A 24558-nucleotide genomic window follows, 5' to 3' on the forward strand; every position below is an offset into this window, starting at 1 on the left:
ATGGCTACTCTCCAAAAGGTCAACCTCGGCACTCCGCCGACGGCGGTTGACGGCGATACCTCGCGCGTCGCAAACACGAAGGTCAATGCGAACGTCGATGTGCTCGCGAAACAAGCGACGCTTACGTCAATCGCGCCGTTGACCGCCGTGCGCGCGCTTACCGCGGCAGATGTCGGGCAGCGCGTGACGTTCAGCTTCACCGGAGCGCAGACCGTCCCCTTACCGCAGGCATCGACGTGCGCCGCCGACCAGATCCTATTGCTGCGCAACGCTGGCGCTGCGGCTGTGACGCTCTCGAAAGCGACAGGCTCCTCAGATACGATCGGCTTGAGCAAGCTGAACCCTGGCGAAACCGCGCTCCTCGACACGGACGGCACGTCAAAGTGGTCCGTGCTTATGCGCGGCCGAAGCAACTCGGATAACGAGTCGGTTAATGGGATTCTTACCGCAAGCGGCGGGATTACGGCGAACGGCGTCGTAATTTCCGCGTATGCCAGCCCTATCGTTTATTTGAACGACACGTCGGCCAGCGGTTTCGCCGACGTGCGGTTTCAATCGAACGGCACGACGCGTTGGAGTTTGCAAAAGAGCACCGCGAATAATTTCAACTTTTCGCGCTTCGATGCTACGGGCGCGTTTCTCGACAACCCGTTGTCTTTCGCGGCGGCTACTGGCGTGGGGGCGTTCACGCAACGGCCCACCTTCGCTGGTAACACGGCGTGGGATAGCGGAAACCTGACGCCAGCTAACTACATGCCCAAGACGGGCGGAACATTCACAGGCGCGGTGACGTTCCCGCAATCTACTGCGGCGGGCGGCCTCCTCATTGGCACGGGCGGCGTGCTGTATCTGTATGACGGCGGCTCTGGGAGCATCGCCATGCGGACCGGTGGGGTTTCGAAATTCTTCACTTTCGATGCTGTCGGAAACGGCAATGCCGTAAATGGCTCGTGGATCAACGGATCGGACGCGCGGCTTAAGTCGGAGATCGTCGAGATCGACAGTCCGCTTGATCGCATCTTGGCATTGCGCGGGGTCTTCTACGAGCTCAAGTCCAATCCAGGGGTACGGCAGGTTGGCGTGATCGCGCAGGAAGTCCAGGCCCAGTTTCCCGAGGTTGTCTCCGCTATGGGCGGCGAGGATGACTATCTCGGCGTGTCGTATGGGAACTTGGTTGGTCCTCTCATCGAGGCGGTCAAGGAACTGTCGAGCAAGCTTGACGCTGCCAACAAGCGTATCGACAAGCTTGAGGGCGGCGCGTCATGACCATCTCCGCCGACATTCAGCAGCTCGAGCCGGGACGCTTGGTCGAGATGTTCGAAGTCGACTGCACGGCGATCGGCGGCGACCTGTTGCGCTTTCAAGGACATCTGCAGACCGCGTCGATCTTCTGGCAGGGAAACGAATACAAGCCGTGGCCGATCGAGGCGACTGGCTTCGAACACACATCTGACGCGCAGCAGCCCGAGCCGAAGCTGACCGTCGCCAACGTCGACGGGACGATCTCGGCTCTGTGCGTGTATCTGGCCGACCTGGTCGGCGCGAAGGTTCGGCGCCGGCGCACGCTGAGCAAGTACCTCGACGCGGTCAATTTTCCGGGCGGCAATCCGACGGCCGATCCGACCGAGGAGATGGCCACAGAACTCTGGTACATCGAGCAGAAGAGCAGCGAGACGAACGTGCAGGTCGAGTTCACGCTATCCAGCGCGCTCGACTTCGGCGGCCAGCAGCTTCCGGCGCGCCAGATCGTGACCATCTGCCAGTGGCAGTATCGCGATGCGAACTGCGGATACACCGGCGCGGCGTACTTCGATGCGAACGATCAGCCGGTGGGCGATTCAGCGCTCGACCGGTGCAGCAAACGGATCAGCGGCTGCGAATGCCGCTTCGGCGTCAACGAGCCGCTCAGTTTCGGCGGCTTCCTCAGCGACACCCTTTCCTGATGAACGAAGAGACGAAAAAAGCGATCGCGGATCACGCGCTCGCGGAATACCCGCGCGAGTCGTGCGGGCTCGTCGTGTTGCACGACGGGCTCGAGCGCTACGTCCCATGCCGCAACCTGTCGGCCGCGCCCGGCGAGCACTTCGTGATGTCGCCCGAGGACTATGCGCTGGCCGAGGACATGGGGCCGATCGCCGCGGTCGTGCATTCGCATCCGGGCGCGCCGGCGCGCCCGAGTATGGGCGATAAGGCGATGGCCGAAAAGAGCGGCGTCGACAAGTGGGTGATCGCGTCGGTGGGCGTGCAGCCGGACGGAACCAACGCCGTCGAGGACTGGTGCGAGTTCGGCCCGAGCGGCTATGTCGCGCCGCTCATCGGCCGCGAGTGGGCGCACGGCACGCTGGATTGTTACAGCATCGTGCGCGATTGGTACCACCTCGAGCGTGGCATCGCCCTTCCGGACTTCGAGCGCTCGGATCACTGGTGGGAAGACGGCGCGTCGAGCCTCTACATGGATCACTTCGCCGAGGCGGGCTTCATGGACGTCGGCCAGGACGCCGACCTTCAGCCGGGCGACGTGTTGCTGATGCAGATCCGCAGCAAGAACGATGTGCCGAACCACGCGGGCGTCTATCTCGGAAGTGGCGTGATGCTGCACCACATGCACGGACGTCTGTCTGGCCGCACGGTGTGGGGCGGCATGTGGGCGCACGCGCTGCGCACGGTGCTTCGCTATAAAGGAGAAGTCGCGTGAGCGAAAAGCTTCGGACAATCCGGCTGTATGGCGTGCTCGGTGCACGCTTCGGTCGCGTGCATACGCTCGCGGTGTCGTCGACAGCCGAGGCAGTGCGCGCCCTCGGGGTGCTGCTGCCGGGCTTTCGCAAATTCATGCTGTGCGCGAAAGACAGCGGGCTGACGTTCGCAGTTTTCAACGGCCGCCGGAACCTCGGGGAAGACGAGTTGCCGCATCCCGTGGGCGACTCTGACCTTCGAATTGCGCCAATTCTCATCGGCAGCAAGAGCGGCGGCCTGTTCCAGGTCATTCTTGGCGCGGCTTTGATCGCGTCAGCCTTCATTCCTGGCCTCAACGCGGCTACTTTTGCGGGCGCTTCTTCGACCCTGCTCGGCCTCGGCGCTTCGATGGCGATCGGCGGCGTGGTGCAAATGCTAAGTCCGCAGACAAGCGGACTCGCCAGCAGCAGCGGCGACAACGGCACGTCCTACTACTTCAACGGGCCGGTGAACAGCGCCGCGCAGGGCGACTGCGTACCGTTGGTCTACGGCCGGATGCGCGTCGGTTCGAAGGTGATTAGCGCCGGCATCTATTCCGAGGACCAAGCCTGATGCTCATCCGTGGATCCAAGGGCGGCGGCTCGTCGAGCACGCCGACGGAATCGCCGGACAGCTTGCGTTCGGTCGCCTATGCCAAGGTGCTGGACCTCATTTCTGAAGGGCCGATTCTTGGCCTCGTGGCCGGACTGCAGTCGGTCTATCTGGACGACACACCGATTCAGAACGCCGACGGCTCGACCAACTTCACGAACTATTCGCTGGATACTCGGACGGGAACGCAGGACCAGACATATATGTCTGGTTTTCCATCCGTTGAGAATGAAATTACGGTCGGTACGGCTTTGACGTCCGACACCCCATGGGTTCATCAACTCCAGGATACGCAGCTCACCGCCGCGCGTATCCGCTTTGGGGTGCCTCAGTTCCAGCAGTCGAACCAGACGACGGGTGACATCACAGGCTACCGAGTCGAGTACGCGATCGACGTCGCGGTGGACGGCGGTGCTTACGCGCAGGTTCTGACCGGCGCTTTTGACGGCAAGGCGACGTCGCTCTATGAGCGCAGCGTGCGCGTAGAACTGCCGCCGGCGACGACCGGATGGCTTGTGCGTGTCCGCCGTCTCACGCCGAATGCGCACAGCGCGCTGGTAGCCGACACGACCAACATCGAGGCTATCACCGAGATCATCGATAGGAAGTTACGCTATCCGATGAGCGCGCTGGCCGGGCTTACATTCGATGCGCAGTCTTTCAGTTCTGTGCCGACGCGGTCATATGACGTTTATGGCCTGATCGTTCGTGTTCCAGACACCTACGATCCTGTGCTCCGGACCTATTCAGGGACCTGGCAGGGTACGTTTAAGACGGCATGGACTGACAACCCGGCGTGGATCTTCTACGACCTCGTGCTGAACGACCGCTACGGGCTTGGCAAGCTCGTCGACGCGTCGATGCTCGACAAGTGGAATCTGTATCAAATCTCGCAATATTGCGACGTCATGGTGTCGGACGGCAAGGGCGGCCAGGAGCCGCGCTTCACGTGCAATGCCGTCATCCAGTCGCGCGCTGATGCCTACAAAGTCCTGCAGGATCTCGCGACCGTGTTCCGCGGCATCGCATATTGGGGCCCGGGGCAGGTCGTCGCGAACGCGGACATGCCGCAGGATCCAGAGTACGTCTATACCGCGGCGAACGTCGTCAATGGCAGCTTCGAATATGTCGGCTCGGCGCGCAAGACGCGCTACACGACTGCGCTGATCAGCTGGAACGACCCGGCGAACAGCTATCAGCAGGCCGTCGAGTACGTGCCCGACGAGGACGGCATGGCGCGCTACGGCGTGATGAAGGCCGAGATCACAGCGTTCGGTACGACGTCGCAGGGGCAGGCGCACCGGCTCGGTCTGTGGACGCTCCTCACGAGCCGGTACGAGACGAACACGGTTTCATTCCAGGTCGGCCTTGATGGCACCCTCTGCCCGCCGGGAACGGTCATCGCCGTGGCCGACCCAGCGAAGGCAGGCTGGCGCACCGGCGGCCGGATCCGCGCGGCGGCCGGGCGCGTCGTCACGCTCGACAAGGCGCCGTCGATCGCTGCCGGCGACACGCTAACGGCCATCCTGCCTTCCGGGCTGGCGCAGAAGCGGACCGTGCAGAGCGTGGCGGGCGATGCCGTCACCGTTTCCGACGTCTTCACGACGCCGCCGACGGCGGGCGCAATCTGGATGGTGGAGAGCGCCGACCTCGCGTCGCAGCTGTTCCGCGTCGTGAGCGTGCAGGAATCGGACGACGACGGCCAGATCACCTACACAATTAACGCGACGCAGTACGAGCCCGGCAAATACGCGGCGATCGACAACGGCGCCGCAATTCAGGTACGGCCGATCACCGTCATTCCGCCGTCGGTGCAGCCGCCGCCGGCGAACGTGCGCGTGTCGACCTACTCGGTCGTCGATCAAGGCATCTCGAAGACCATCATGGTCATCGCTTGGGACGCCGCCTCGAATGCGGTGAACTACCTCCCTGAGTGGCGCAAAGACAACGGGGACTGGGTCTCTGCAAACCAGACCGGCGGCCTGCAAGTCGAGGTGAGCGGCATCTACCAGGGCACGTATCTGGCGCGCGTGCGCGCGCAGAACGCCATGGGCGTGACGTCGATCCCTGCGTACGGCGTCGACACCCAGTTGGCCGGCAAGACGAGCCCGCCGCCGGCGCTGGTGTCGCTTACCACGACCACACAGGTCTTCGCCATCCAACTGGACTGGGCGTTCCCGGCCGACGGTTCCGCGGGCGACACCGCGTACACGGACGTCTGGTACAGCAAGACGAATGATCGCGGCACCGCGACGCGGCTTTCGCTCTATCCGTACCCGCAGGCGCGCGCGAATCTGATGGGACTCGCCGCGGGCCAATCGTTCTATTTCTGGGCGCGCCTGGTCGACACGACGGGCAACATCGGGCCGTGGTATCCGACCACGGCGCAGGGCGTGCTGGGGCAGAGCAGCAGCGACGCGACGGAAATCCTCTCGTATCTGACCGGCCAGATCACGGCCACGCAGCTCGCGCAGGATCTGCTATCAGACATTCAGGCGATCCCTGATCTTCAGCAGACGGTCGAGGAGACGGCGGCCGCGATCACGCAGGAGTCGCAGACCCGATCGGATGCGGATAGCGCGTTGTCCGAGCGCCTCGACGTCGTCAGCGCGCAGGTGCTGTTGCCGCCGCTGGCCGGCAGCACGGACGACCACGCGGGCTCGACGCAGATATACGCGGGCGTGTGGTCCGAGCAGAGCGCGCGCGCCGAGGCCGACCTCGCGATCGCAAAGAACGTCGAGACCGTCACGGCGCAGATCACGTCGAACAACTCGACATTGATCGCGGCGGTTCAGACTGAGACGCAGGCGCGGATTGACGCCGACAGTGCGCAGGCTTCGCAGATCACGACGATCCAGTCGACGGCGAACGACGCGCAGGCTTTGGCGCAGACCGCATCGAACTCGTACGCGGACCTCAACGGCCGCGTCGCGGCGTCGTACACGATCAGGACGCAGGTTCGCGCCGACGGAACCATGTACTACGCCGGGATCGGGGTGGGTGTCGACAATACAAGCGGCGTGATCGTGTCGCAGGTGCTTGTTTCAGCCAGCCGCTTTGCCGTTCTCGATCCGAACGGCACGTCGATCAGTTCGCCCTTCGTCATCCAGGGAGGGCAGACCTTCATCAATCAGGCGTTCATCGGCACCGGCTGGATCACTAACCTGATGATCGGCGACATCATCCAGAGCAACAACTTCGTGTCCGGGCAGCAGGGCTGGCAGATCAACAAGGCTGGCACGTTCGAAATCAACGGCACAGGCGGCGGCGGTCGGAACCTGCTCAACGCGAACGGCCAGCAGGTCTATGACTCGGCAGGCACGCTGCGTGTGCGCCTTGGATACATCCCCTGATGGCCTACGGACTGGAATGCTATGACGCGGCCGGCAACGCCGTGCTGAAGGTCACAGATCGCATTACGCGGTTCGCTGGACAGATCGATACCGGCACGGCGTCGGGATCGATCTCTGTGCCGGTGTTCTCGAACGGAGAGCCGTGGTTCAACGTTCGCGACATTGACCCGTTCTCACAGTCGACGGTGCCACCATCCGTGTCGCGCAGCGGAACCACGATCAGTTGGACGTTTCCGACGACTTCCTATCCAAACCGGTCTGTTCGTGTGCTGTATGGGGTGTATTGATGGCTGACTTCGGCCTGCAGGTGTTCAATTCGTCTGGGAACGTCCAGATCGACAGCACATACAAGAATCTGGGTCTGCGTGAGAAGGGCACAGTCGTATCCGGCGGATCGCCGTCTGGCGGCACTGGCTGGTACTTGGCGACGCTCACTGTGAGCGCGGGCGTGAGCCCGCTGATCGCGTGGCGGTCATCGGGAAAGTGCTACCTCCGCTACTCGACAGTGTCTGGAAGCAGCATCACCTATTACTTCCACTGCCAGGGCTCGGGTGTCAGCGTCCAGTATTGGATCTTCGACGACTTGGCGACCGCGACTCTGTCGGGGAACTACGGTCTGCAAGTCTTCAACAACGTTGGCGGCTTGGTGTTCGACTCGCGCACGAAGTACATGCGAGTGGTCGACATGTTGAGTTCGCCCGGCGGTCTGTCGGGTGAGCCGATGGACACGGGCATCACCCGCAGCTACACCGGCACGCCGGCAGTTGTCCAAGGCCAATTGCGCTATATCGTCCAAAACAACGGCACGGGAACGACGAATCCGATCACGGTCATCAGCGTTCTGACGCTGCCGGCGGTCTCGTTCTCAGGATCCAGTGTGACGTGGAAAACCGAGAACCCGGCGACTTCGACTTTCACCGGCCAAGCAGTCCCCGAGAGCCAGATTCACCTGCCATACGACTATTTGGTTCTCGACGTTTCGAACATCTAGGAGAGCAGCACATGGCAATCATCATCGACTACGTCACGCCCGGAACCGGCGCGACCGCGGGCTATCACGTGGTGCAACAAGTGACCATCGACTATCGCAACGCCCGCAGCGCTGCACAGTTCGAATCCTTCGTGAGCAAGGAGACATACGACGACGGCAAGCAGCCGGTGTTCAGCCAGGCGATCGAGTTCGCTGAATTGCCGACGACGGGGCTGGATGCGCGCGCGTACGCGGAGCAGAAGATCGTCGCGCCGGCTGATGACAAGACGTCGCCGACCGCAGCACGGCAGTACTTCATCGGCGCCGAGATCGCCGAGTAAGAAACAGGCAAGATAGGAGCGAGCCGCCTGCGGGCGGCTTTTTCATGCCCGGATGACCGGCGACAGTACGAGGTGAAGATTTCCATGCCATTGCCTGAGTGGTCACAGAGCACCGGAATGGGCGCGCTCGGCGCGCTCGCTTTTCGGTGGATCTGGCAGGAGGTACGGAGCCGGCGCAAAGACATTCAGATCGACCAGTCGGAGGCGCTTGCCCTCAAGAACATGAGGGACGAGATCGCGCGGCTGACGGAGCGAATCGATTCGCTGGAGAAGAAGCTCGACGAGCGCGATGTGGAGGTAGAGGCCGAGCGCAAGCTGCGGCGCATCGCGGAGAACGAGCTCGACCAGGAGCGGCGGCGCAGCGCCGCGCTCGAGGATCGGATTGCCGAACTGGAGAGCGAACTTGGAAAAGCTTAATCACTGGTGGCGGCAGTTCAAGCTGCTCATCGCCGTTGGCCTGCTGGTGCTCGTTGCTGGCTTCGCGGGCGCGCAGTGGCAGTCACGCGCCGACGCGGACGAGCGGGCTGTGCTGATCGAGCGCTTCCCGAAAGTCAGGGCGGAGGAGCGCGCGGCGTGCACGCGCGAATTCACTGCCCAGGTCGACGGGCTGACGGCGCTCAACGAGCAGGGGAAACGAGCGCTCGATGACATCCGCGCGCAGATGGAAGACACCCACGAGGTCGTCGCGTACACGCTGCGCTTCCTCGGCGATCGCGCAAAGGTCAATGACGCGCGGACCGCGGCGATGCTGAAGCAGACACGAGCGGCGGCCGCAGCGGCAACGACGGCGGCCGAGAAGACCGAGTCTGTTGAGCAGAAGGTGACCGTCGCGACCGCCAAGGCTGTCGAGGCCGCGAGCACGGCGAAGGCCGTCGACAAGAAGCTGGACACGGCGGTGCAGCCGCCGCAGCCTGCGCAACCTTGGGTGGGAAACCGCCGCTGACCGCATCACCGTTTTCTACACCAGCCCGGTCGCGCGCCGGGCTTTTTCATTTCTGGAGGGCACATGCCTCTCATCCCGTTCACTCGGCTGCGCCTGACGCTCGCCAATGAGTGGCAGCAACTGCACAAGCGCGGCACGGTCATCGCGGGCGCCGCATTCACCGCGCTTGCCGGCGCGGGCCCGCTCATCTCACAGACATGGTCCGGCATGCCACGCGAGCTGCGCGACGTGATCCCGCAGAACGTCCAGCAGTGGATCGCTTACACGCTGTTCGGCCTGAGCTTCATCGCGATTCGTTACACGTCGCTGCACCGCGTGCCGAAGGAGGGCGGCGATGGAACTCAATGACGTCATCCGCACGGCGATCGCTCCGGCGCTCGCCATCCTGCCGTATCAGATGGACACCGGCGAAGCGCGCGTCATGATGCTCAGCATCGGGCTGCAGGAATCGCGTTTCGCGACGCGCCAGCAAATGGGCGGCGGCCCGGCGCGCGGCTTCTGGCAGTGTGAGCAGGGCACGCAGGCGAGCCGCGGCGGAATCTGGGGCTTCTACCTGCATCCGTCGAGCCGGTACTGGCTGAGCGTGCTTTGCAAGGCGCGCGGCGTCGCGTTCGATCCGGTGACGATCTACGGCGCGCTCGACGAGGACGACGTGCTGGCTGCCGGCGTCGCGCGGCTCGGCCTCTTCACGGACCCTAAGCGGCTGCCGGAGATCGGCGATGCAGTCGGATCGTGGGCGCTGTACCAGCGCGTCTGGCGCCCTGGGAAACCAAAGCCTGACACGTGGCCCGCGCTGCACGCGCAGGCCGTCGCGGCCGTCACCGGAGAATCACCATGATCGAACTCTTGATGAAGCTCGGCCCATGGATTGGCATGGGCCTCGCCGCGGCGTGGGCGCTGTTCACGCACATGAGTGCGAAGACCAAGGTGGCGGCCGCGCAGATGCAGGCGCAGGCCGGCGTGGCGGCCGCGCAGGCGAAGCAGCAGGTGGCAGAAGACAATCTCAGCGCGCGCAAGACGGCCGATGTGCAGGCGGACGCCGACGCGGCAAAAACAGCGGCAGCCGCCGCGCAGGAGCGAACCGATGTGGAAAACTCTCAAGCTGCTCTCGACGACGCTGCTGCTCGCGCTGAGCTTCTCAAGTTGCTCCACGGTTCCGGCGCCGACAACCCCGGTGCAGGTCAAGGAAGTGCCGGGGCCGACCCGGGTCGTGGATAACTCGTGCCTGTACTTCAAGCCTGAGACGCCGAGCGACGCCGACGTCATGGCGATGTCGCGGCCTTTCCTCGACCAGGTGACTACAAACCTAAAGATGGGCATCGAGCACTGCGGATGGACGTTGAAGCCGAAGCTATAGGCGAAAAAAACCCGTCCGCAGGGACGGGTTGACGAACATTGCAGTGAGCATCGTCGCAGGCAACGAGAACGCTCAGAAGGAGAATAGTCGATAGATTACAAAAAGCAAGATTCCATAACACGCCCATCAAAAAAGCCCGGCACATGGCCGGGCAATGAGGGTTGAATGCAACAGACGCCATGCAAGCGTCCTTTCAAAGTATGGACGTTGCGGCTGAAGGCGCAATCAAAATTGTGAAACACTGCGTTTCGATTCCGTACGAGCCGCAGGGCTTGCCTGTGGTCGATGTCGATTAGGTCTCACGGCGATCTCTTCTAAGCCTGGCCTCACGTTGATCCATTCGCTGCACGCGCTCCAACGCGCGCAAGCTTCTATGCAGGCAATCGAGGACGACGCGTGAAATCTTGGTAGAGACGCCAGTCGTCGTTTGATGAGCGATGCGATTCTTCTGTACCTCAATCATCCAATGACAATCTTCAATCTGCTGGCCGATGGATTGCATGGGCAACTCCCCTGAGATGCGGGTAAATCACGCAAATCTGTACCCGCAAAAAGTCTGAATATAGGGATTGATCGCGCTTTCTGACCTTCAAAAGGTGTCAACGCGACTCCGTTGGATCCCCATCTGTTGTAAAGACTGGTTCGTTAAGTGCAGGTTCAAAGCGAACGATGGTCGCGATGTGCAGAATTTGATGAGATGCGCAAACCGGGCACCACATTCCATTTTTTTCGTTTATGAGGAGCGAGGAGCCGCAATCAGCACAGTAGCTTAGTGGTCCCATTGCGCGGATTACCTATTGCGATACGGACCCTCGGGCGAAAAAGAGCCGGCAGGATCGCCGGCTAAAATGCCTGGCTCCGAGGCAGCGACCAGGCACCTGAGAACTCTCAGGCATGCACGAGCAGTATAGACACAAAGTCGACACTCGCCATATTGGGGTGTACCACGTTCCTTGGAGCCACACGACGCCATCAAACTTGATTCGAAAAGCACGGCCAAGAAAGTGCTCTTACGAAAGCTTTTCGTCATTCTTCATTGCAGAACGCTCGTCACCGTTCATCCTTCGACGAAACCCCGGAAGTGGGCGACGCATCGCTCGTGCGGCGTGGTCGCGTTCCGTCTTGGGCTAGCAGCTATCTCGGCGCCGAGGTCGATCATCGCGAAATCAGGGTCGAGCTGTTGCACCGGCCGCGCTGTAAGATACCTGCCCATGCACTCCCACTGCGTTCACGCGAGCTCGATGTGAGTTGTTCTAGCGGCGACATCGCTCAGCTCGACGGCTCCATCTGCCACGTTCGCCCTCATTCTGAAACACTGCACGATTCGCAATATTGCTTCGGCCGTCTCAGTCCCTGACGCCAGGGACAATTTCGGGGACAATGCGGGGAATCACAGGGGTTTCGAAGGAACAGGTCTCTATAAAAATCAAAGCCTCAAGCCCCGTCGATCCCCCAGAATCCCTATGCACATGGGTTCGAATCCCACCCGGCCCACCAGCTTTTCTGATCTTTCTGATTGACGCCCGAGCTGCCGCTCATACGCGTCGCCGCAAGAATCCCCTCTCGAACGCCGTGCGGTTTCATTGAGACAAACGCTCAGGCATCCGGACGAAAAATCGTCCGCCCAGTTCTTCCCTCTATCAATCAAAACTGCCCGTGTTTTCAACACGATGCTCGTGCCTTGTGAATTAGTGTCCTGATTTAAAAAAGGAGAATTCGTGCGCGTAGCATCGATGACATTGACCACACCGGCCGAGCCCGAAATCACCAGGTCAATCCCGAGCGCGCCCGCAGCGATGCGACGCGTTGTCCGAGCCTGATTCATCCGTTTCACCAGTCGCTTCCGCAGTTTGCGCTGGGCATCACTCGACCCGCTTTTCCAGCATCGCTTCCCGGTGCGCCTGAAAGGCGAAGGAGCACGCGATGTGGGAATGGGACAGGCGCGACGAATGCCAGCCACGACGAAGAGGCGTCGGTTTGCCCGATGCTTCGTTCGACCCTTTCACAGAAACGAGTCCGCGTGCGTCGGCCTGGACGCTTGAACACGATCCCATGCCGGATCAGGAGGACGCGCCCCCAGGCTCCGACTCGTCCGCTCCCGCAGACGGCATCTTCATCCGGACGGTCCAGGATCTGGTCACGCGTATCGCCCTGCGCTTCAGTCGCGACGTCGTTCAGCAGTGCTGCGCCGGCGAAACGGCCTTCCGCGATCTCCAGCACATCTACACGCGCCGCGAAGACTGGCTCACCACGCTCTTGCAGCTCGGCGAGTTGCTGCCAACCTACGTTGCCTACCTTCCTGATGCCTACCGGCCTCAAGCAACCAGCGCCGCTGCAAGGCTGGCCGATGCACTGACACTCTGGCGCGCGGCGGACAGTCTTTTTCGAACCACACGAAGTGACGCACGGGCCGATGCATCCTGGCTCGAAAGCGTGGTCGCCTGGCTCTCGCTTGTCGATCGCTGCAGCGCGGTGTTGCCGGATGACATGCGCGACGTCTCTCGATCAGCCATCGAATGGTTCAAGCGAGGACTGGGCAGCTACTCGGCCATCGACGTCCTCACTCGAAGCCTCGAGCCCACGCTGACGAACGAGTGCCTCTCGATGGACGACAGGCTCGCGCAGGCCCGTCATCTGATCGAACTGCAGGCAGCCCGCTTGCCGGCAACCTCGTATGCAGCGATGCGTGCCGCGCTGCAATCCTCAGCGACGTTGAACGCATGCATGCGGCGCATGGACGATGCCCGCGCCATCTTCGCGCGTGCGGGCAATCTCACGGGTCTGGCTCAAGCCCTGATCACGTTGCCCGGCGACGACGCGAAAGGAGACGTCGCATCCTTCGACCGGTTCACCACGTTCACCACCTACTGCCGGGCCCTGAGCGAGACCTGGCTGGTGGTGAGCAATCGCCTCGGCGGCGACGGTTCCGCCGACCAACCCAGCGCAGCGGGCGCGCTCCATCACCGGCTTGCCGCGCTGGTCGGCTTCCTTGGCGGACCGGCAGGCGCGCCGTTGAGAAGCCACATACCGGAACCCGTGTTGATCGTCATCGACACGTCCAACGTATTGATGGAGCAATATCAGACAGGCGAGCGTCTCTATGGCTCGCTTCACGAGATTCACAACAGCGCCGGCACATTGACGGCGAGGCTCGGCGCATCGGCGAGTCTCATTAGGAATCAATCGGGCCGGCTGCTGCCTGAAGTCGCGCGTGTGCCTCTCATGATCATCGCGGACCTGCTGGATGGCCTGCTCCAATCGTGGAAGGGTGGCGACCGTTCTTCGGCAGAAGCGCGTGTCAGGTTGATCGAGCGCGCCATCACGCAACTGGAACGCGCGGCGCGTGATCCTGGCCTGGCGCGCGTGCTGCCCGAAAGCGCGCGGACAGGCGTGAGCCAGGCCTTGCGTTCCTGCCAGATGCTGACGGGACACCTCGGCGCTCTGCTCAGCGCGCACGAACACAGCAGCTTCACCGAATTCCTGCAAGCGTTGTTGAGGGAAGACGGGCCGGCTGCGTGGCTTCCCCAGTCCCTTCAGCCGGTACTGGAATGGGCGCGAATGCTCTCGAATGTCGCCGAGCAATTCAAACCCTCGAATCTTCCCGCATATTCAGCGGACGCAAGCGTCCCCGAACAACTCGGCTGGCTCGCGCATGCAATGCAGGACCCGGATCGGATCGACGTCTTGCTGAAGCACGTGTCGCCGGAAATGCGGAGCATGTTGCGAACCGCTTCGGTGCTGCTTCAAAAAACCTGGGCAGGTCCGCAAGGCGACGCATTGCCCGCGCAGGCGCAATGGCTCCTGAGCCTGGTACAGAGCGCCGAAATGCGCGAGCTTCTCGCGCTCGGCGGGGTGTCGCAAGACGAGTGGATGACTGGCTTCGTCGATACCGCGCTGGCGCAGGAACTGTTCAAGGGCTTCATCGAAGCGACTCGTGCCGATTCCGTGCTTGCGAGCGTTCAAGTTGCGCTTGTGCCCCTGGCAAAGTTCAAGGTGATCGCAAGCGCGAGCGCGGCGGTTGTCTGGCACGCGTTGGGGTACGCGCCCTTGTTCGGCGTGGAGCGAGTCCTGCAAGGCTTGCTGGGCCAGGTGACGATAGAAGACTCATGGCAGGCCACGGTCAACAAGCTGCTGTCGGGCATGGCCCAGGATGTCGCAGCGGTCAAAGGGATCATCGCGGAGATACACGGCATCGGCATGGAGATCGCGGCGCGCTGGCCGCTCATGCTGTCACACGCCGACAGAACCGACGTCACGCGGTCCAACGACAAGCGTCTCGCGGAACGCGTCGGCGATCTTCGGCGACGCATCCGCGAACGCGCGGAGACGCTCGGCGCAAGCCCGAATCTCGCCGATCTGAGAGGCAGTCTCGTCGCGCTTCGAGAGACGTTCGGCGAAATCAGGAAGATCGCGCGGGATGTGGAAGTCACGGACGATATCAGGTTACTCATCGAGGCGACCAGGGACCTCTGCCCGCTGCTTCTGGAGTCATTCAGCGAGACCCACTTCAGTCACGCATTGACGGCGATCCGGCGCTTCCCGGCGCAGCCGGAATCGGGCGACTGGCAGGCCATGCTGAGCGGATTCCAGGGATTCGAGCAGACCAAGCCGCTCTATCGTGCCTTCATCGTGGTGAGGCTCACCTGGCTGACTGCGCGGCTGGCCACAGCGGATCCCACCGAGCGTGCTGGTCGGCTCGATGAGCTCACGCGGGAATTGAGCCACATCGCCGATGCGTCTTTCGAGGGAAGCGACGCCATCGCCGGCTTGCGGCACATCCTGCCCCTGTTGCCCGATCTGATGGCGGCGCGCGAGCACATCGAACTACCGCAAGCCGGTTCCTGGCTCGAATGGGCGGCCAGACTGGCCGACGCGCTGGCGGCGAACGAGGCGCCCGTCATCATGCGGCTCCGGCAGAGCCTGGAACAGCAGACCGAAGCGTGGATACTCGGGAAATTGCATCAGGCGACGGATGCGCTGTTGAACCGGTCTCCCGTGCAGCGTGAGACTGCGCCTTCGAGGCTGGCGGAGTTGATGCCGCTCAACAGGGCATGGGCCGTCGATGTGTCCGTGCGTGATTCCGTCGCCGAGCAAGGCATCCATACGATACAGGGCAGGCGGTACATCGAAGAGCGGGGCGGTATTTATCGCGTGCGTTACGACCGCGAAGAAGGCGTCTTGTGCGTGTTGTCGACCAATCGGGAGCACGATCGGATCGCCTGGCATCCGCTCGAATTCAGAGGCGGGCATTGGTGGGTCAAGCCACGCACCCGCAAGCTGCCTGGCGGGGCGGCAATCGATGCCGCCTCGACCGCTGATCCTCCGTCGCCGACGACCGCCGAACCCGGCACGTCGCACCATCAGGACGAGAGCGACGTCCTGACGATCCATGACTTTCTCGTCACGGACGCCGGGTCGAAGGAAGCCACCGGCATGAACTGGACGCGAATAGCCGGTGCCGCTGGACTTGCTGCAAGTCTCTCCTTGATGCTGACGCTGTTTTTTGTCTGGCGCGCGGGGCGCGGCGCCGATGTTCCTGGCTCGGCCAGGCGTCGAAGCGAGTCGCCGAGCGTCGAGCGCTTTGAAGACGTGCCCTTGTCCATGGAGTTGCAGCCCCTGCCACCGGACGTCAGCGAAATCGGCGAGAGCATCGACGACAGCAGCGGTGCTTCAAAACGAAACCGATACGCCGTGTTGCTCGGGGCGCTGGCGGCGATGATGGCGGCGGGATCGGTCTGGGCCCTCGTGACGCCGCTCGACGACGCATCAGCCGAACAGGACGCAGCGCCCGGCGACGACATGCCCGACAGGCCCGACCTTCTTGCGAGTGAATACCTGTGCGGCATCGAATCGCCTTCGGGGCTGTCGCATCAGTTGGTGATCGACGCGCCGATCGACCTGCGTCCGACTCACGCGACACATTCGGAAGCCGGCGCAACCTTGGACGCAACAGAAGCTGAAGCCGTCGAGGCGGGAACACAGCGCTTGCGGCGATCCGTGACAGCCACGGCAGCGAGCCCTGAAATCTGGCCCATGCCGGGTGACTCGGCGGTCGATGCCCAGCTCGAGTCCGCCGTGGCCAATATGTTTTCCGCTGCGGACGCTTACGCACCGGAAGTCGAATACTTTCCGCAGGTCGAAGACAAGCTGTATTCCAACAAGGCAGGCACGCAAAAGCTTCTTTTCGCCAACGGACGCTTCTGGAGCTGCCATAAGTTCGATGATTTTCCGCCAATTACCGGAGCAGAAAATCAGGACGCGGTCGAGTCCACCGTTTCAGGCAAAAAGGGATCGGCGAAGCGCGACGCCATTCTCTCCGGGGGCGGCAAGCAACTCTATATAGCATTCGACGGACGCAACTGGAAGCTGAAGCCCGGGGCCAACGCCGGTGTCAATACAACGAGCAAGCCTGCGCCGGCGGCTCTCGCCAAAGAAGTGATAGCCGCAATCGGGCGGTGGAGCGACCAGTCGGCTTATCCCTACGTCAGGGGTGTCGGCGTGGAAGCACGGCTGTATGCGGACGCCCAGGGAAATCGACTCATCTGCCTTGACCGACAGTTCTGGCGATGCGTGATGTTTCATCCAGGGCTGATCGAAGTGATGGGCATAAGGGAGGCGCGTCCGGACACCGTTTATCTTGCATGGTCGGCTGAAGCGTCCCGGTGGAATCTGGCGCAAGTCGCGAGTCCGTCGCCCTTGCCGGTTCATATCTACACGGATGAACTGCAAAGGGCGATGCTTGAAGAGGCCGCGCCGGTCGAGCCCCCCGAGAGATTGCATCGCGTCGACACTTATCCCGGACTGTATTCGACCTCGATCCATCCGCCCAGGTTGAAGAGTGAAGAGCTCTATCTCAAACTGGATGCGAATTTCTACCGATGTACCGAGAAGCCTTTGGTCGGTTGCAAGAATACCCAACGCGGCTATTTCATCAAGGCAGTGTCGCTTGTGCCGAAGAAGCCGGCGACGCCATTGGTTCACGCGGCGTGGGACGAGGGCCTCGGGCAATGGCAAAGAATTCACTTCGACGACAGGACGCGCTGCACGCCTGAATTCGGCGCGGATGATCTCGGGTTGTACGGTCAATTCGCGCGCGCCAATACCGCCGCGAGCGCCGATCTGCTCAGGCAACTCTCCGATCTCGACGACACGGTTGCACTGAATAACCTGGATGTCGCTCAACCTCCGGTGCCAGGCGGCATTTACCAGTCCGATCGAAAGCTATACATGCATCTCGAAGAAAAATTCTGGCCATTCGTCATGCTGACCCCGGTGCTGGGCATTCTCTTCACCGGAAAGAAGAAGGAGCAGTCCCGGACACTCGTCTGCTTCAAGGGCGCATGGGTTCCCCTCGATGCCGGCGTGGCGATGCAGAATATCTACCAGCTTCTGCAGGGTTCACGGATGTCGGAGCTTCTCGAATGGTCGAATACCTTGCTGACGCGTGCGGGTCCCATGACCTGGTCACAGATGTTGATCGGACTGGATGATCTCGCCACGGACTCGCTTCGTGACAACGTCAAAATTCCGGATTCTGAAGCATTCAGAATGGCCTTGCTCAGAAAGTCCCTTGTATGGTTTCTCCAAAGGCTGACACCGCCTGATAAACAGTGGCCACCCGCCATCGCAACGAGCACGTCGTTGAGCAACGATCTGATGCAGCAGGTGGGTGTGGAACTGGGACGCAACGAGCCAGTCAATGAACCGGATATCACTTTTGCCGTTTCCGTATGCGATACGACCGACCAGCAGATTCAGAAGAAACTGGATGAGCTGACCACGAAGATAACGGCGACTGAAGTGGAGCTCAAGAACGCTGAATATTATGTCCTCGTGGAGAAGCGCGCCAAGCCCGACCCGGAAGCATGCGCGGATGGACCCAAGGCTGAGCCGCTCCTGCTGGTTGTGCTCAAGGAGATCTATCAATTGGCCGCCGACATGAATGCCAATGCGGAGTGGTGGGCCGGCGAGTACAGACGTTTGCTTCGCGTGGACGAGAAGTTGAAATGCCGGAGAGCCGACCTCATGGCCCTGCAGGAGGGAATCCTGGCCAACGATTACGTTGCGGGCTTCAGGATCGGACGAAGCAAGGAGAAGGAGGAACTGTCGAAGCAATGGGTCAGTGACGATTTCGGCAAGAAGTTACGTCAGGGAATCGCGTACTCGCGCATTCTTGCTGATCTGGAATGCGAGATCTTCAGGGTTTGGCACCGGAACAAGAGCGGTGAGAATCTGGGCGATCCGGAGATGGTCAGGATTGGCGATATGCGCAACGCGCGCCTTTATATATCCCGGCAGTGGCAGCTAGCCGATAACTTTTCCGAGATTCTGTTTGAAGTGGTTCGGTTCGACCCGAAGCAGCTTGCGATCAGTCTTGCCGGCAACTACCTGGACATTCTTGCCTCACTGGAAAAGGCGGACTGGGTTATCGCTTCATCACAGCCGTCATCCGGACTGAATCCATCGCACCGGGCAATCATCGCCGCGATCGTGCTCTGGATCGGTGAAAAGCGAGTGTCGATTGCGTCCATCACCCCGCTGGATCACGTCCTCGTTTCGGATTATTTCTCCGAACGCTCGCAGGCATTGCATCCCTTGAGCGAGATAGGCCGGGCACCCGCAGGCTACCGGACCTTGATGAATCTGAAGCCCAGTACGCTATGTGCGAACGACACGGAGTTCTTTGCTCAATTCGAACGTTATGAGGCGAACAGCCTGTCTTACGATGCGGCGTGGACCGTAGCGACGCTGCTACTGCCGCTCGAGATTTCATTCCGTGAATACTACTCGATGACGAAGGCGATTCACGTCGGCAACCAAATCGACAAGTCTGACGAGTTCTTCATCAAGCTTGGCGGCGGCGACTGGATTCTGGCGAAACTTGGCCCGGACAGCGCCGACAAAAGCAGTCTCAGGGTTGCGGCGAAAGATGTTGGCAAGGCCAGGGTCGCCCCGCAATACCGATTCTGGAAGGATATCCGTACGCTGAGCGAATCCAGCAAGCAGATATTCGAATACGTTTTCGAGGAAGTGTTCGTATGCAGTGATCCCAGGATTCCCAAGAATTGCCCTGGCGGTATCAAGCAAAGTTCAATTCGACAGATCAGTGCCGGGAATCTGGATAAAGCGAAGCATGCAAGTATCGCGGACTACCTGTCTCTCGAAATGACGAGGGTCATAAAAGACCGGGTCCCGCAGTACAAAACCAAGCTCTACAGACCTGGCTTCGGTCAACGATTGCTGTTCGACCTGGTGCCCTTCTACAAGCTGGGATACCTGATCTCGTTCGACAAGGATTATCAAGTCAGTCCGCTCGATGTTCTGGTCGATACCTTCACGGTCATACTGTCTCTGTACCCGGCGAGCAAAGGGATCGGTGCAGTGATCTCTCGAAGCACATTGCGGGAAAGCGTACGTTCGGGCAGAGCGCTTGGATTGTCCGGGTCCGCGCTGGCCACTCACGTCCTGCGCGTCATCGGGGTGAGTAAAGTGGGGGCGGACGTGTCCAAGGTCGCCAGAATCATTGCTGCCGCCTTGCTGGACATACTCGTTCCGCTTCCAATCGATATAGCGGATATCGGGCGAGCATCGAAGGCCGCAGTCATCAGGCCCGCCCGGCTGAAGGCGGAACTGTATCTGCCGAACGACTGGAACGTGCGCGGCATCAGGATTGACAATCAATATCTGAGACCCGTGGCCGCCAGGCCCAGTCTGGAATTCAATGTCTCAAGCCATACCTATACGTTGCGCGAAGCCTTGCCTGTCCCGAAGTACACGGAATATGTCAGGGCAGGCGAGAAATTCTGCGAGGTCAGATTCAACTGGCGGACCAACACCTATAACGCCGTTCATCCAGTCAGTCGTCTGGATGGCCCGTCGCTGAGGTATTTCGACGGCGAATGGAAGGTGGTTCCGGAGCCGACGCCACCGTGTACATCGATGCGGAGATTTGCGATCACGCACATTGACGAAGGCTTGAGCCTGCAAACCGCCAAGGAGATGCGTGACGTGTTGGCCCGCGCGAAGCATGAAGCATTGAGCCTGCTGGAGGAAGCCAGCTTTGCCTTGCGGGAGAGCCGCGAGGGGCTTCGGATAGCAAGGTTGTTCGAGATATTCTTCGGCGAATCCGGAGACGATGTGCTCGATCATTTTCTGGATACGCGGCTCCCGCTGTGCGGCGCTTCGCTGGCCAAGCTGAACGTGTCCACCACGACACGCTATGCGAAGCAGGGGCATCAGAGAGATGTCCTGATCACCACCTATCCATCGAATGCGCCGCCTCTCTATCAGCCCCACGAGGATTACTACCCCCTGAAAATGACGTCGAAGGATGTGACCTTCCTGTTGACCGCTTTCGAGAAAGGCCTGGATGAAGTTGCGATCATGGGTTCGCAGTTCGATCAGGTGATGTCGAGGATGTTGATTCACGAGAGTTATCACATGTCGGCGGAAGACTTGCTGGACGTTTATGCCGCACGGACAGGAACACGGAATTCGGTTGAACGACTCGTGGTGAACAGCGGCGAAAAACTCAGGGGAATTCCAGTCGAGGATCTGGCAACCGATCCGAAGTTCAAGAACGTCGTCTTGCAGACGCTCAGGTTTGCAATCGAGAAGGATCCGACCCGGCGCAAATGGAGGCTGCGCAACCGTGTGCCCGGGACGGATCAGCCACTCGGACCACAAGCGCTGGAAGCGCTCTACACCGACAAGAGCAAGGTCAAACAGCAGTTGCAGGATGTCGTCGGCACTTACGCGCCCAAGATGCAGTTCAATCCGGATAGCGTGAGCTTCGTCGTGCTGGGCCTGGCGTATCTCAAGAACGATCCGGAAAGCCTGCGCTACTTCTTCACCAGCTACGAGAAATTCATGAATGGAGAACTGGATTCCCTTGCTTGGGACTATCGTGCCCTCTACTGACGCTTTCGGCTTGGTTTGGCCGGGCTTCCATCCATTCATCTCGCCCTATATGAACGATAAGAATGTCTTGCTTTCATGAATGGTCTTTCTGCCCCACCATGATGGAGTCTGGAAAAGCACAGGGAGCGAGACATGGAAAGCAAGACTGACCTGAAGCGCTATGAATTGCTGATCAACGGCGAATGGATACCGCCAGGCGGCGGCGAGTATTCCACCAACCTCGATCCGGCCACCGAGAATCCGATTGCCCAGGTCGCGCAGGGCACGTCCGCCGATGTCGATCGCGCCGTACAGGCCGCGCGCGCCGCATTGAAACCCTGGAACGCGATCCGTGCAGCCGAACGCGGCCGCATTCTGATGAAGTTCGCCGAACTGCTGCGCCAGAATCAGGACGAACTCGCCGCACTCGAAAGTCTCGACGGCGGCAAGCCCATTGCGGCGGTGCAGCGTCAGGACGTTCCCGCCGCCATCGATACGCTCGCGTACTATGCCGGCTGGTGCGACAAGATCAATGGTCAGGTCGTGCCCACGCGGCCCGACGCGCTGACCTACACAGTGCGCGAACCGGTCGGGGTGGTCGCGGCGATCGTGCCGTGGAACTTCCCGCTGATGATCGGCATGTGGAAGATCGCGCCGGCGCTCGCCTGCGGTTGCACGCTGATCGTGAAGCCCGCCGAGATCACGCCGCTGTCCGCCCTGATGCTCGGCCGCCTGGCGCTCGAGGCAGGCGTTCCGCCTGGCGTGCTCAATATCGTGACCGGAAAGGGTTCGGTTGTCGGCGATTCGCTGGTCGCGCATCCGGGCGTCGACAAGGTGACGTTCACCGGATCGCCGTCGGTCGGACGCGGCATCCTGCAGGGCGCCGCGGGCAACTTCAAGCGCGTCACGCTCGAGCTGGGCGGCAAGTCGGCCAATGTCATTTTCGCCGACGCCAATCTCGACAGCGCCGTGCGCGCGGCGGCATCGGGCATTTTCTTCAACGCGGGGCAGGTGTGTTCGGCGGGCTCGCGCATCCTGGCCCAGCGTGCGGTGTACGACGAGGTGGTCGAGCGGCTCGCGCAACGCGCCCGCACCATCAAGCTCGGCGATCCCACCCAGCGCGAAACCAACATGGGCCCCGTCATCTCCGCCAAACAGATGAAGGCGATTCTGGAATACGTCGATATCGGCAAGGGCGAAGGCGCCTCGCTCGTCACCGGCGGACGACGTGTCGGCGAGCGCGGCTATTTCATCGAGCCGACGGTGTTCGCCAACGTCGAGCACGAGATGCGGATCTCGCAGGAAGAGATTTTCGGGCCGGTGGCCAGCGTGATTCCATTCGACGACGAAGCCGACGCGCTGTGCATCGCCAACGGCACCGCGTACAGCCTCGCCGCGGGCGTGTGGAGCGCGGATATCGGCCGGGTGCATCGGATGGCAGCCGGATTGAAGGCAGGCACCGTCTGGGTCAATACCTACGGCTACACCGACGTGCGGCTGCCGTGGGGCGGCAGCGGCGATTCCGGCTTCGGCCGCGAACATGGCGATGTGGCGATCGAAAACTTCACGGAGCCCAAGGCTGTCTGGGTGGCGCTGACGCCCTGAAGGGCTGAACGCAAAACGGGCGGCCCGGATTGCCGGGCCGCCCGTTCCTTTTGCAAGAGCAGCTCAGAACTGCGCAGCTTCCCGGTCGCGCGCCCGCCAGAGCCGCGCGCGCTGTGCGCTGTCCTCGTACTGGACGGTGTTCTGCCGGCAGGCTTCGACCATTGAATTCTTCCGCTCCACGATAGCCTGGCAAAGGAATTCGGCGCTGTACGCCTTCAGGAGATGCGGACAATGCATCTCGATGTACAGCGCGATCCTGCCGTAGTCGCTGTCCGCGGAGGCAAGCGAGCGGTACGTCTGCGCGTCCCAGCGGAACATCAGGTCGAGTTCTTCGAAAGCCGTATTGAATGCGCAGACCTGCGCCTGAACTTCGCGGTCATTGTCGTGCGTCGTATGGATCATGATCGTCTCCTGTTGGCCGAGGGGCTTCATGGCAGGATAGAAAAATCGATCCATACACGACAGTTAAACTTTCTTCGAGTATGTATTGATGAAACCTTATGTATTGGGTTTGCCCGTCGTGGCGACGATCTGCGTGATGGCTTCGATCTGCGCGGCGCCTTCCTGAATCAGGAAATCCTTGAAGGCAAGCGCCACCGGCGGCAGGCGCTTGTTGTTGCGATGCACGACGAACCAGTTGAGCATCACCGGAAAATCCTCGATATCGAGCACCGCCAGCTTGCCCATCTGCAGCTCCATGCTGATGGTATGAGCGGAAAGAAAGCTGAGCCCCATGCCGGCGATCACCGCCTGTTTGATGGTCTCCGTGCTCGTGATCTCCATCGCCACGTTGAGGTTGGTCAGGCGGCCGGCGAATCCTTCCTCCATCGAATTCCAGGTATCGGAGCCGCGCTCGCGAACGATGAACGGCTCGTCGGCCAAGGCCTCCAGCGGAAGGTCCCGGCGCCCGACGAGCGGATGATCCGGCGGCGCGACGATCACATACGGATGCGGCGCGAACGACACGTTCACGGTATCCATGTCGCGCGGCGGGCGCACCATGACGGCCAGGTCGGTGAGATTGTCGGATAGCTGGTGCAGCAATTCCTCGCGATTGTGAACCGCGAGATTGAGCCGCACGTCCGTATTGCGGAGCGTGAAGGCAGCGAGCAGGCGCGGAAAGAAGTAATCGCCCGCGCTGATGACCGCGACATTCAGCGTGCCTCCGGAAATACCCTTGAGGCGGGCCATGGCGTCGTCGGCTTCGCGGAATTGCTCCAGGATCGCGCGGCTGTGATGAAGCATTTCGTTGCCGGCCGGCGTGAGGTAAATCTTCTTGCCCAGCTGCTCGAACAACGCGAGTCCTGCGTGCTCTTCGAGTTGCTTGACCTGCGTCGACACCGCTGGCTGCGTGAGGTACAGCTCTTCGGCGGCGCGGGAAAAACTCAGTCGCCGTGCGACCGTTTCAAAGATCTTCAACTGACGCAGGGTGGCGTTGCGGAGCACGGCAATCCCTCATCCATTAACGATACTGAATTTATACAATAATTTTTTCTAACTTTCCTTAATCGTTTTTCTCCCCCACGATGCTTTCACGTCCCCGTGAGTTGTAAGGTGGACAGTCCCACAGAGCGCGACCGGCCATGCTGGCCCCAGGCACCGACCGACCCTCGCGCGGCACACCAGAAGCGCCCCGCAGCACCGCAGCACGCATCAATCAGGATCAATCACCAGCATGCGACGCCTGCAAAGGCTGGTTCGAATCACCCGGACTCAACTGGGAATCGCTCGACATGATTCTTCGATCGCCTGACGCGGATGTTTGC

19 protein-coding genes are annotated in these 24558 nt (G+C 61.3%); 15 read left to right on the top strand and 4 right to left on the bottom strand.

Annotated elements, in window-relative coordinates:
• From QCE88_RS33665 to QCE88_RS33725, 13 genes are all read left to right on the top strand, one after another.
• A complete protein-coding gene (locus QCE88_RS33665) occupies positions 1-1266 on the top strand; it encodes a tail fiber domain-containing protein (RefSeq protein WP_309909709.1) in 1266 nt (421 codons plus the stop codon).
• The gene (locus QCE88_RS33670) at positions 1263-1943 is read left to right on the top strand and encodes a phage minor tail protein L (protein ID WP_309909711.1); all 681 of its coding nucleotides are present in this window, start codon (positions 1263-1265) and stop codon (positions 1941-1943) included. Before QCE88_RS33665 ends, QCE88_RS33670 begins: the two co-directional genes overlap by 4 nt.
• Positions 1943-2695, top strand: coding sequence for a Mov34/MPN/PAD-1 family protein (locus QCE88_RS33675; RefSeq protein WP_309909712.1), 753 nt, complete (start codon positions 1943-1945; stop codon positions 2693-2695). The genes QCE88_RS33670 and QCE88_RS33675 overlap by 1 nt, the downstream gene beginning before the upstream one ends.
• Complete coding sequence (locus tag QCE88_RS33680) at positions 2692-3285, top strand: tail assembly protein (RefSeq protein ID WP_309909713.1); 594 nt, start codon at positions 2692-2694, stop codon at positions 3283-3285. The genes QCE88_RS33675 and QCE88_RS33680 overlap by 4 nt, the downstream gene beginning before the upstream one ends.
• Positions 3285-6677, top strand: coding sequence for a host specificity protein J (locus tag QCE88_RS33685; protein WP_309909715.1), 3393 nt, complete (start codon positions 3285-3287; stop codon positions 6675-6677). Before QCE88_RS33680 ends, QCE88_RS33685 begins: the two co-directional genes overlap by 1 nt.
• On the top strand, positions 6677-6964 hold the full coding sequence (locus QCE88_RS33690) for a hypothetical protein (protein WP_309909716.1): 288 nt from the start codon (positions 6677-6679) through the stop codon (positions 6962-6964). Before QCE88_RS33685 ends, QCE88_RS33690 begins: the two co-directional genes overlap by 1 nt.
• On the top strand, positions 6964-7668 hold the full coding sequence (locus QCE88_RS33695) for a hypothetical protein (protein WP_309909717.1): 705 nt from the start codon (positions 6964-6966) through the stop codon (positions 7666-7668). Before QCE88_RS33690 ends, QCE88_RS33695 begins: the two co-directional genes overlap by 1 nt.
• An 11-nt stretch (positions 7669-7679) precedes the next feature.
• On the top strand, positions 7680-7988 hold the full coding sequence (locus QCE88_RS33700) for a hypothetical protein (RefSeq protein ID WP_309909718.1): 309 nt from the start codon (positions 7680-7682) through the stop codon (positions 7986-7988).
• Positions 7989-8105: 117 nt separating this feature from the next.
• Entirely contained in the window at positions 8106-8405 is a 300-nt protein-coding gene (locus QCE88_RS33705) for a hypothetical protein (protein WP_309909719.1), read from the top strand.
• Positions 8392-8931: a hypothetical protein gene (locus QCE88_RS33710; RefSeq protein WP_309909720.1), complete on the top strand. Its 540-nt coding sequence runs from the start codon at positions 8392-8394 to the stop codon at positions 8929-8931. Before QCE88_RS33705 ends, QCE88_RS33710 begins: the two co-directional genes overlap by 14 nt.
• Positions 8932-8994: 63 nt before the next feature.
• Positions 8995-9279 carry a hypothetical protein gene (locus QCE88_RS33715; protein WP_309909721.1) on the top strand — a complete coding sequence of 95 codons (285 nt, stop codon included), beginning with the start codon at positions 8995-8997 and terminating at the stop codon, positions 9277-9279.
• Entirely contained in the window at positions 9266-9769 is a 504-nt protein-coding gene (locus QCE88_RS33720) for a hypothetical protein (protein ID WP_309909723.1), read from the top strand. Before QCE88_RS33715 ends, QCE88_RS33720 begins: the two co-directional genes overlap by 14 nt.
• Positions 9766-10149 carry a hypothetical protein gene (locus tag QCE88_RS33725; RefSeq protein WP_309909724.1) on the top strand — a complete coding sequence of 128 codons (384 nt, stop codon included), beginning with the start codon at positions 9766-9768 and terminating at the stop codon, positions 10147-10149. Before QCE88_RS33720 ends, QCE88_RS33725 begins: the two co-directional genes overlap by 4 nt.
• A 431-nt stretch (positions 10150-10580) precedes the next feature.
• On the opposite strand, the gene QCE88_RS33730 is transcribed toward QCE88_RS33725, so the two are convergent.
• Together QCE88_RS33730 and QCE88_RS33735 are read right to left on the bottom strand one after the other, a co-directional pair.
• Complete coding sequence (locus QCE88_RS33730; protein WP_309909725.1) at positions 10581-10790, bottom strand: hypothetical protein; 210 nt, start codon at positions 10788-10790, stop codon at positions 10581-10583.
• A 924-nt stretch (positions 10791-11714) separates the two neighbouring features.
• Positions 11715-12113: a hypothetical protein gene (locus QCE88_RS33735; RefSeq protein WP_309909727.1), complete on the bottom strand. Its 399-nt coding sequence runs from the start codon at positions 12111-12113 to the stop codon at positions 11715-11717.
• 98 nt (positions 12114-12211) lie between these two features.
• Between QCE88_RS33735 and QCE88_RS33740 the strand changes: the two genes are divergently transcribed.
• On the top strand, positions 12212-21208 hold the full coding sequence (locus QCE88_RS33740; protein WP_309909728.1) for a hypothetical protein: 8997 nt from the start codon (positions 12212-12214) through the stop codon (positions 21206-21208).
• Positions 21209-21340: 132 nt separating this feature from the next.
• Positions 21341-22792 (top strand): aldehyde dehydrogenase family protein, encoded by a 1452-nt coding sequence (locus tag QCE88_RS33745; protein ID WP_309909730.1) that lies wholly within the window; start codon positions 21341-21343, stop codon positions 22790-22792.
• Between the two features lie 63 nt (positions 22793-22855).
• On the opposite strand, the gene QCE88_RS33750 is transcribed toward QCE88_RS33745, so the two are convergent.
• Together QCE88_RS33750 and QCE88_RS33755 are read right to left on the bottom strand one after the other, a co-directional pair.
• Positions 22856-23194 carry a hypothetical protein gene (locus QCE88_RS33750; protein ID WP_309909731.1) on the bottom strand — a complete coding sequence of 113 codons (339 nt, stop codon included), beginning with the start codon at positions 23192-23194 and terminating at the stop codon, positions 22856-22858.
• Between the two features lie 96 nt (positions 23195-23290).
• A complete protein-coding gene (locus tag QCE88_RS33755) occupies positions 23291-24238 on the bottom strand; it encodes a LysR family transcriptional regulator (RefSeq protein WP_309909732.1) in 948 nt (315 codons plus the stop codon).
• Positions 24239-24558: the final 320 nt, after the last annotated feature.

Source organism: Caballeronia sp. LZ035 (assembly GCF_031451175.1).
In the GTDB taxonomy this organism is placed as follows: domain Bacteria; phylum Pseudomonadota; class Gammaproteobacteria; order Burkholderiales; family Burkholderiaceae; genus Caballeronia.

Coding starts and splice junctions, on each gene's coding strand:
- QCE88_RS33665 (WP_309909709.1), top strand. CDS start 1: ATGGCTACTCTCCAAAAGGTCAACCTCGGCACTCCGCCGACGGCGGTT.
- QCE88_RS33670 (WP_309909711.1), top strand. CDS start 1,263: ATGACCATCTCCGCCGACATTCAGCAGCTCGAGCCGGGACGCTTGGTC.
- QCE88_RS33675 (WP_309909712.1), top strand. CDS start 1,943: ATGAACGAAGAGACGAAAAAAGCGATCGCGGATCACGCGCTCGCGGAA.
- QCE88_RS33685 (WP_309909715.1), top strand. CDS start 3,285: ATGCTCATCCGTGGATCCAAGGGCGGCGGCTCGTCGAGCACGCCGACG.
- QCE88_RS33690 (WP_309909716.1), top strand. CDS start 6,677: ATGGCCTACGGACTGGAATGCTATGACGCGGCCGGCAACGCCGTGCTG.
- QCE88_RS33695 (WP_309909717.1), top strand. CDS start 6,964: ATGGCTGACTTCGGCCTGCAGGTGTTCAATTCGTCTGGGAACGTCCAG.
- QCE88_RS33700 (WP_309909718.1), top strand. CDS start 7,680: ATGGCAATCATCATCGACTACGTCACGCCCGGAACCGGCGCGACCGCG.
- QCE88_RS33705 (WP_309909719.1), top strand. CDS start 8,106: ATGGGCGCGCTCGGCGCGCTCGCTTTTCGGTGGATCTGGCAGGAGGTA.
- QCE88_RS33715 (WP_309909721.1), top strand. CDS start 8,995: ATGCCTCTCATCCCGTTCACTCGGCTGCGCCTGACGCTCGCCAATGAG.
- QCE88_RS33720 (WP_309909723.1), top strand. CDS start 9,266: ATGGAACTCAATGACGTCATCCGCACGGCGATCGCTCCGGCGCTCGCC.
- QCE88_RS33725 (WP_309909724.1), top strand. CDS start 9,766: ATGATCGAACTCTTGATGAAGCTCGGCCCATGGATTGGCATGGGCCTC.
- QCE88_RS33730 (WP_309909725.1), bottom strand. CDS start 10,790: ATGCAATCCATCGGCCAGCAGATTGAAGATTGTCATTGGATGATTGAG.
- QCE88_RS33735 (WP_309909727.1), bottom strand. CDS start 12,113: ATGAATCAGGCTCGGACAACGCGTCGCATCGCTGCGGGCGCGCTCGGG.
- QCE88_RS33740 (WP_309909728.1), top strand. CDS start 12,212: ATGTGGGAATGGGACAGGCGCGACGAATGCCAGCCACGACGAAGAGGC.
- QCE88_RS33745 (WP_309909730.1), top strand. CDS start 21,341: ATGGAAAGCAAGACTGACCTGAAGCGCTATGAATTGCTGATCAACGGC.
- QCE88_RS33750 (WP_309909731.1), bottom strand. CDS start 23,194: ATGATCCATACGACGCACGACAATGACCGCGAAGTTCAGGCGCAGGTC.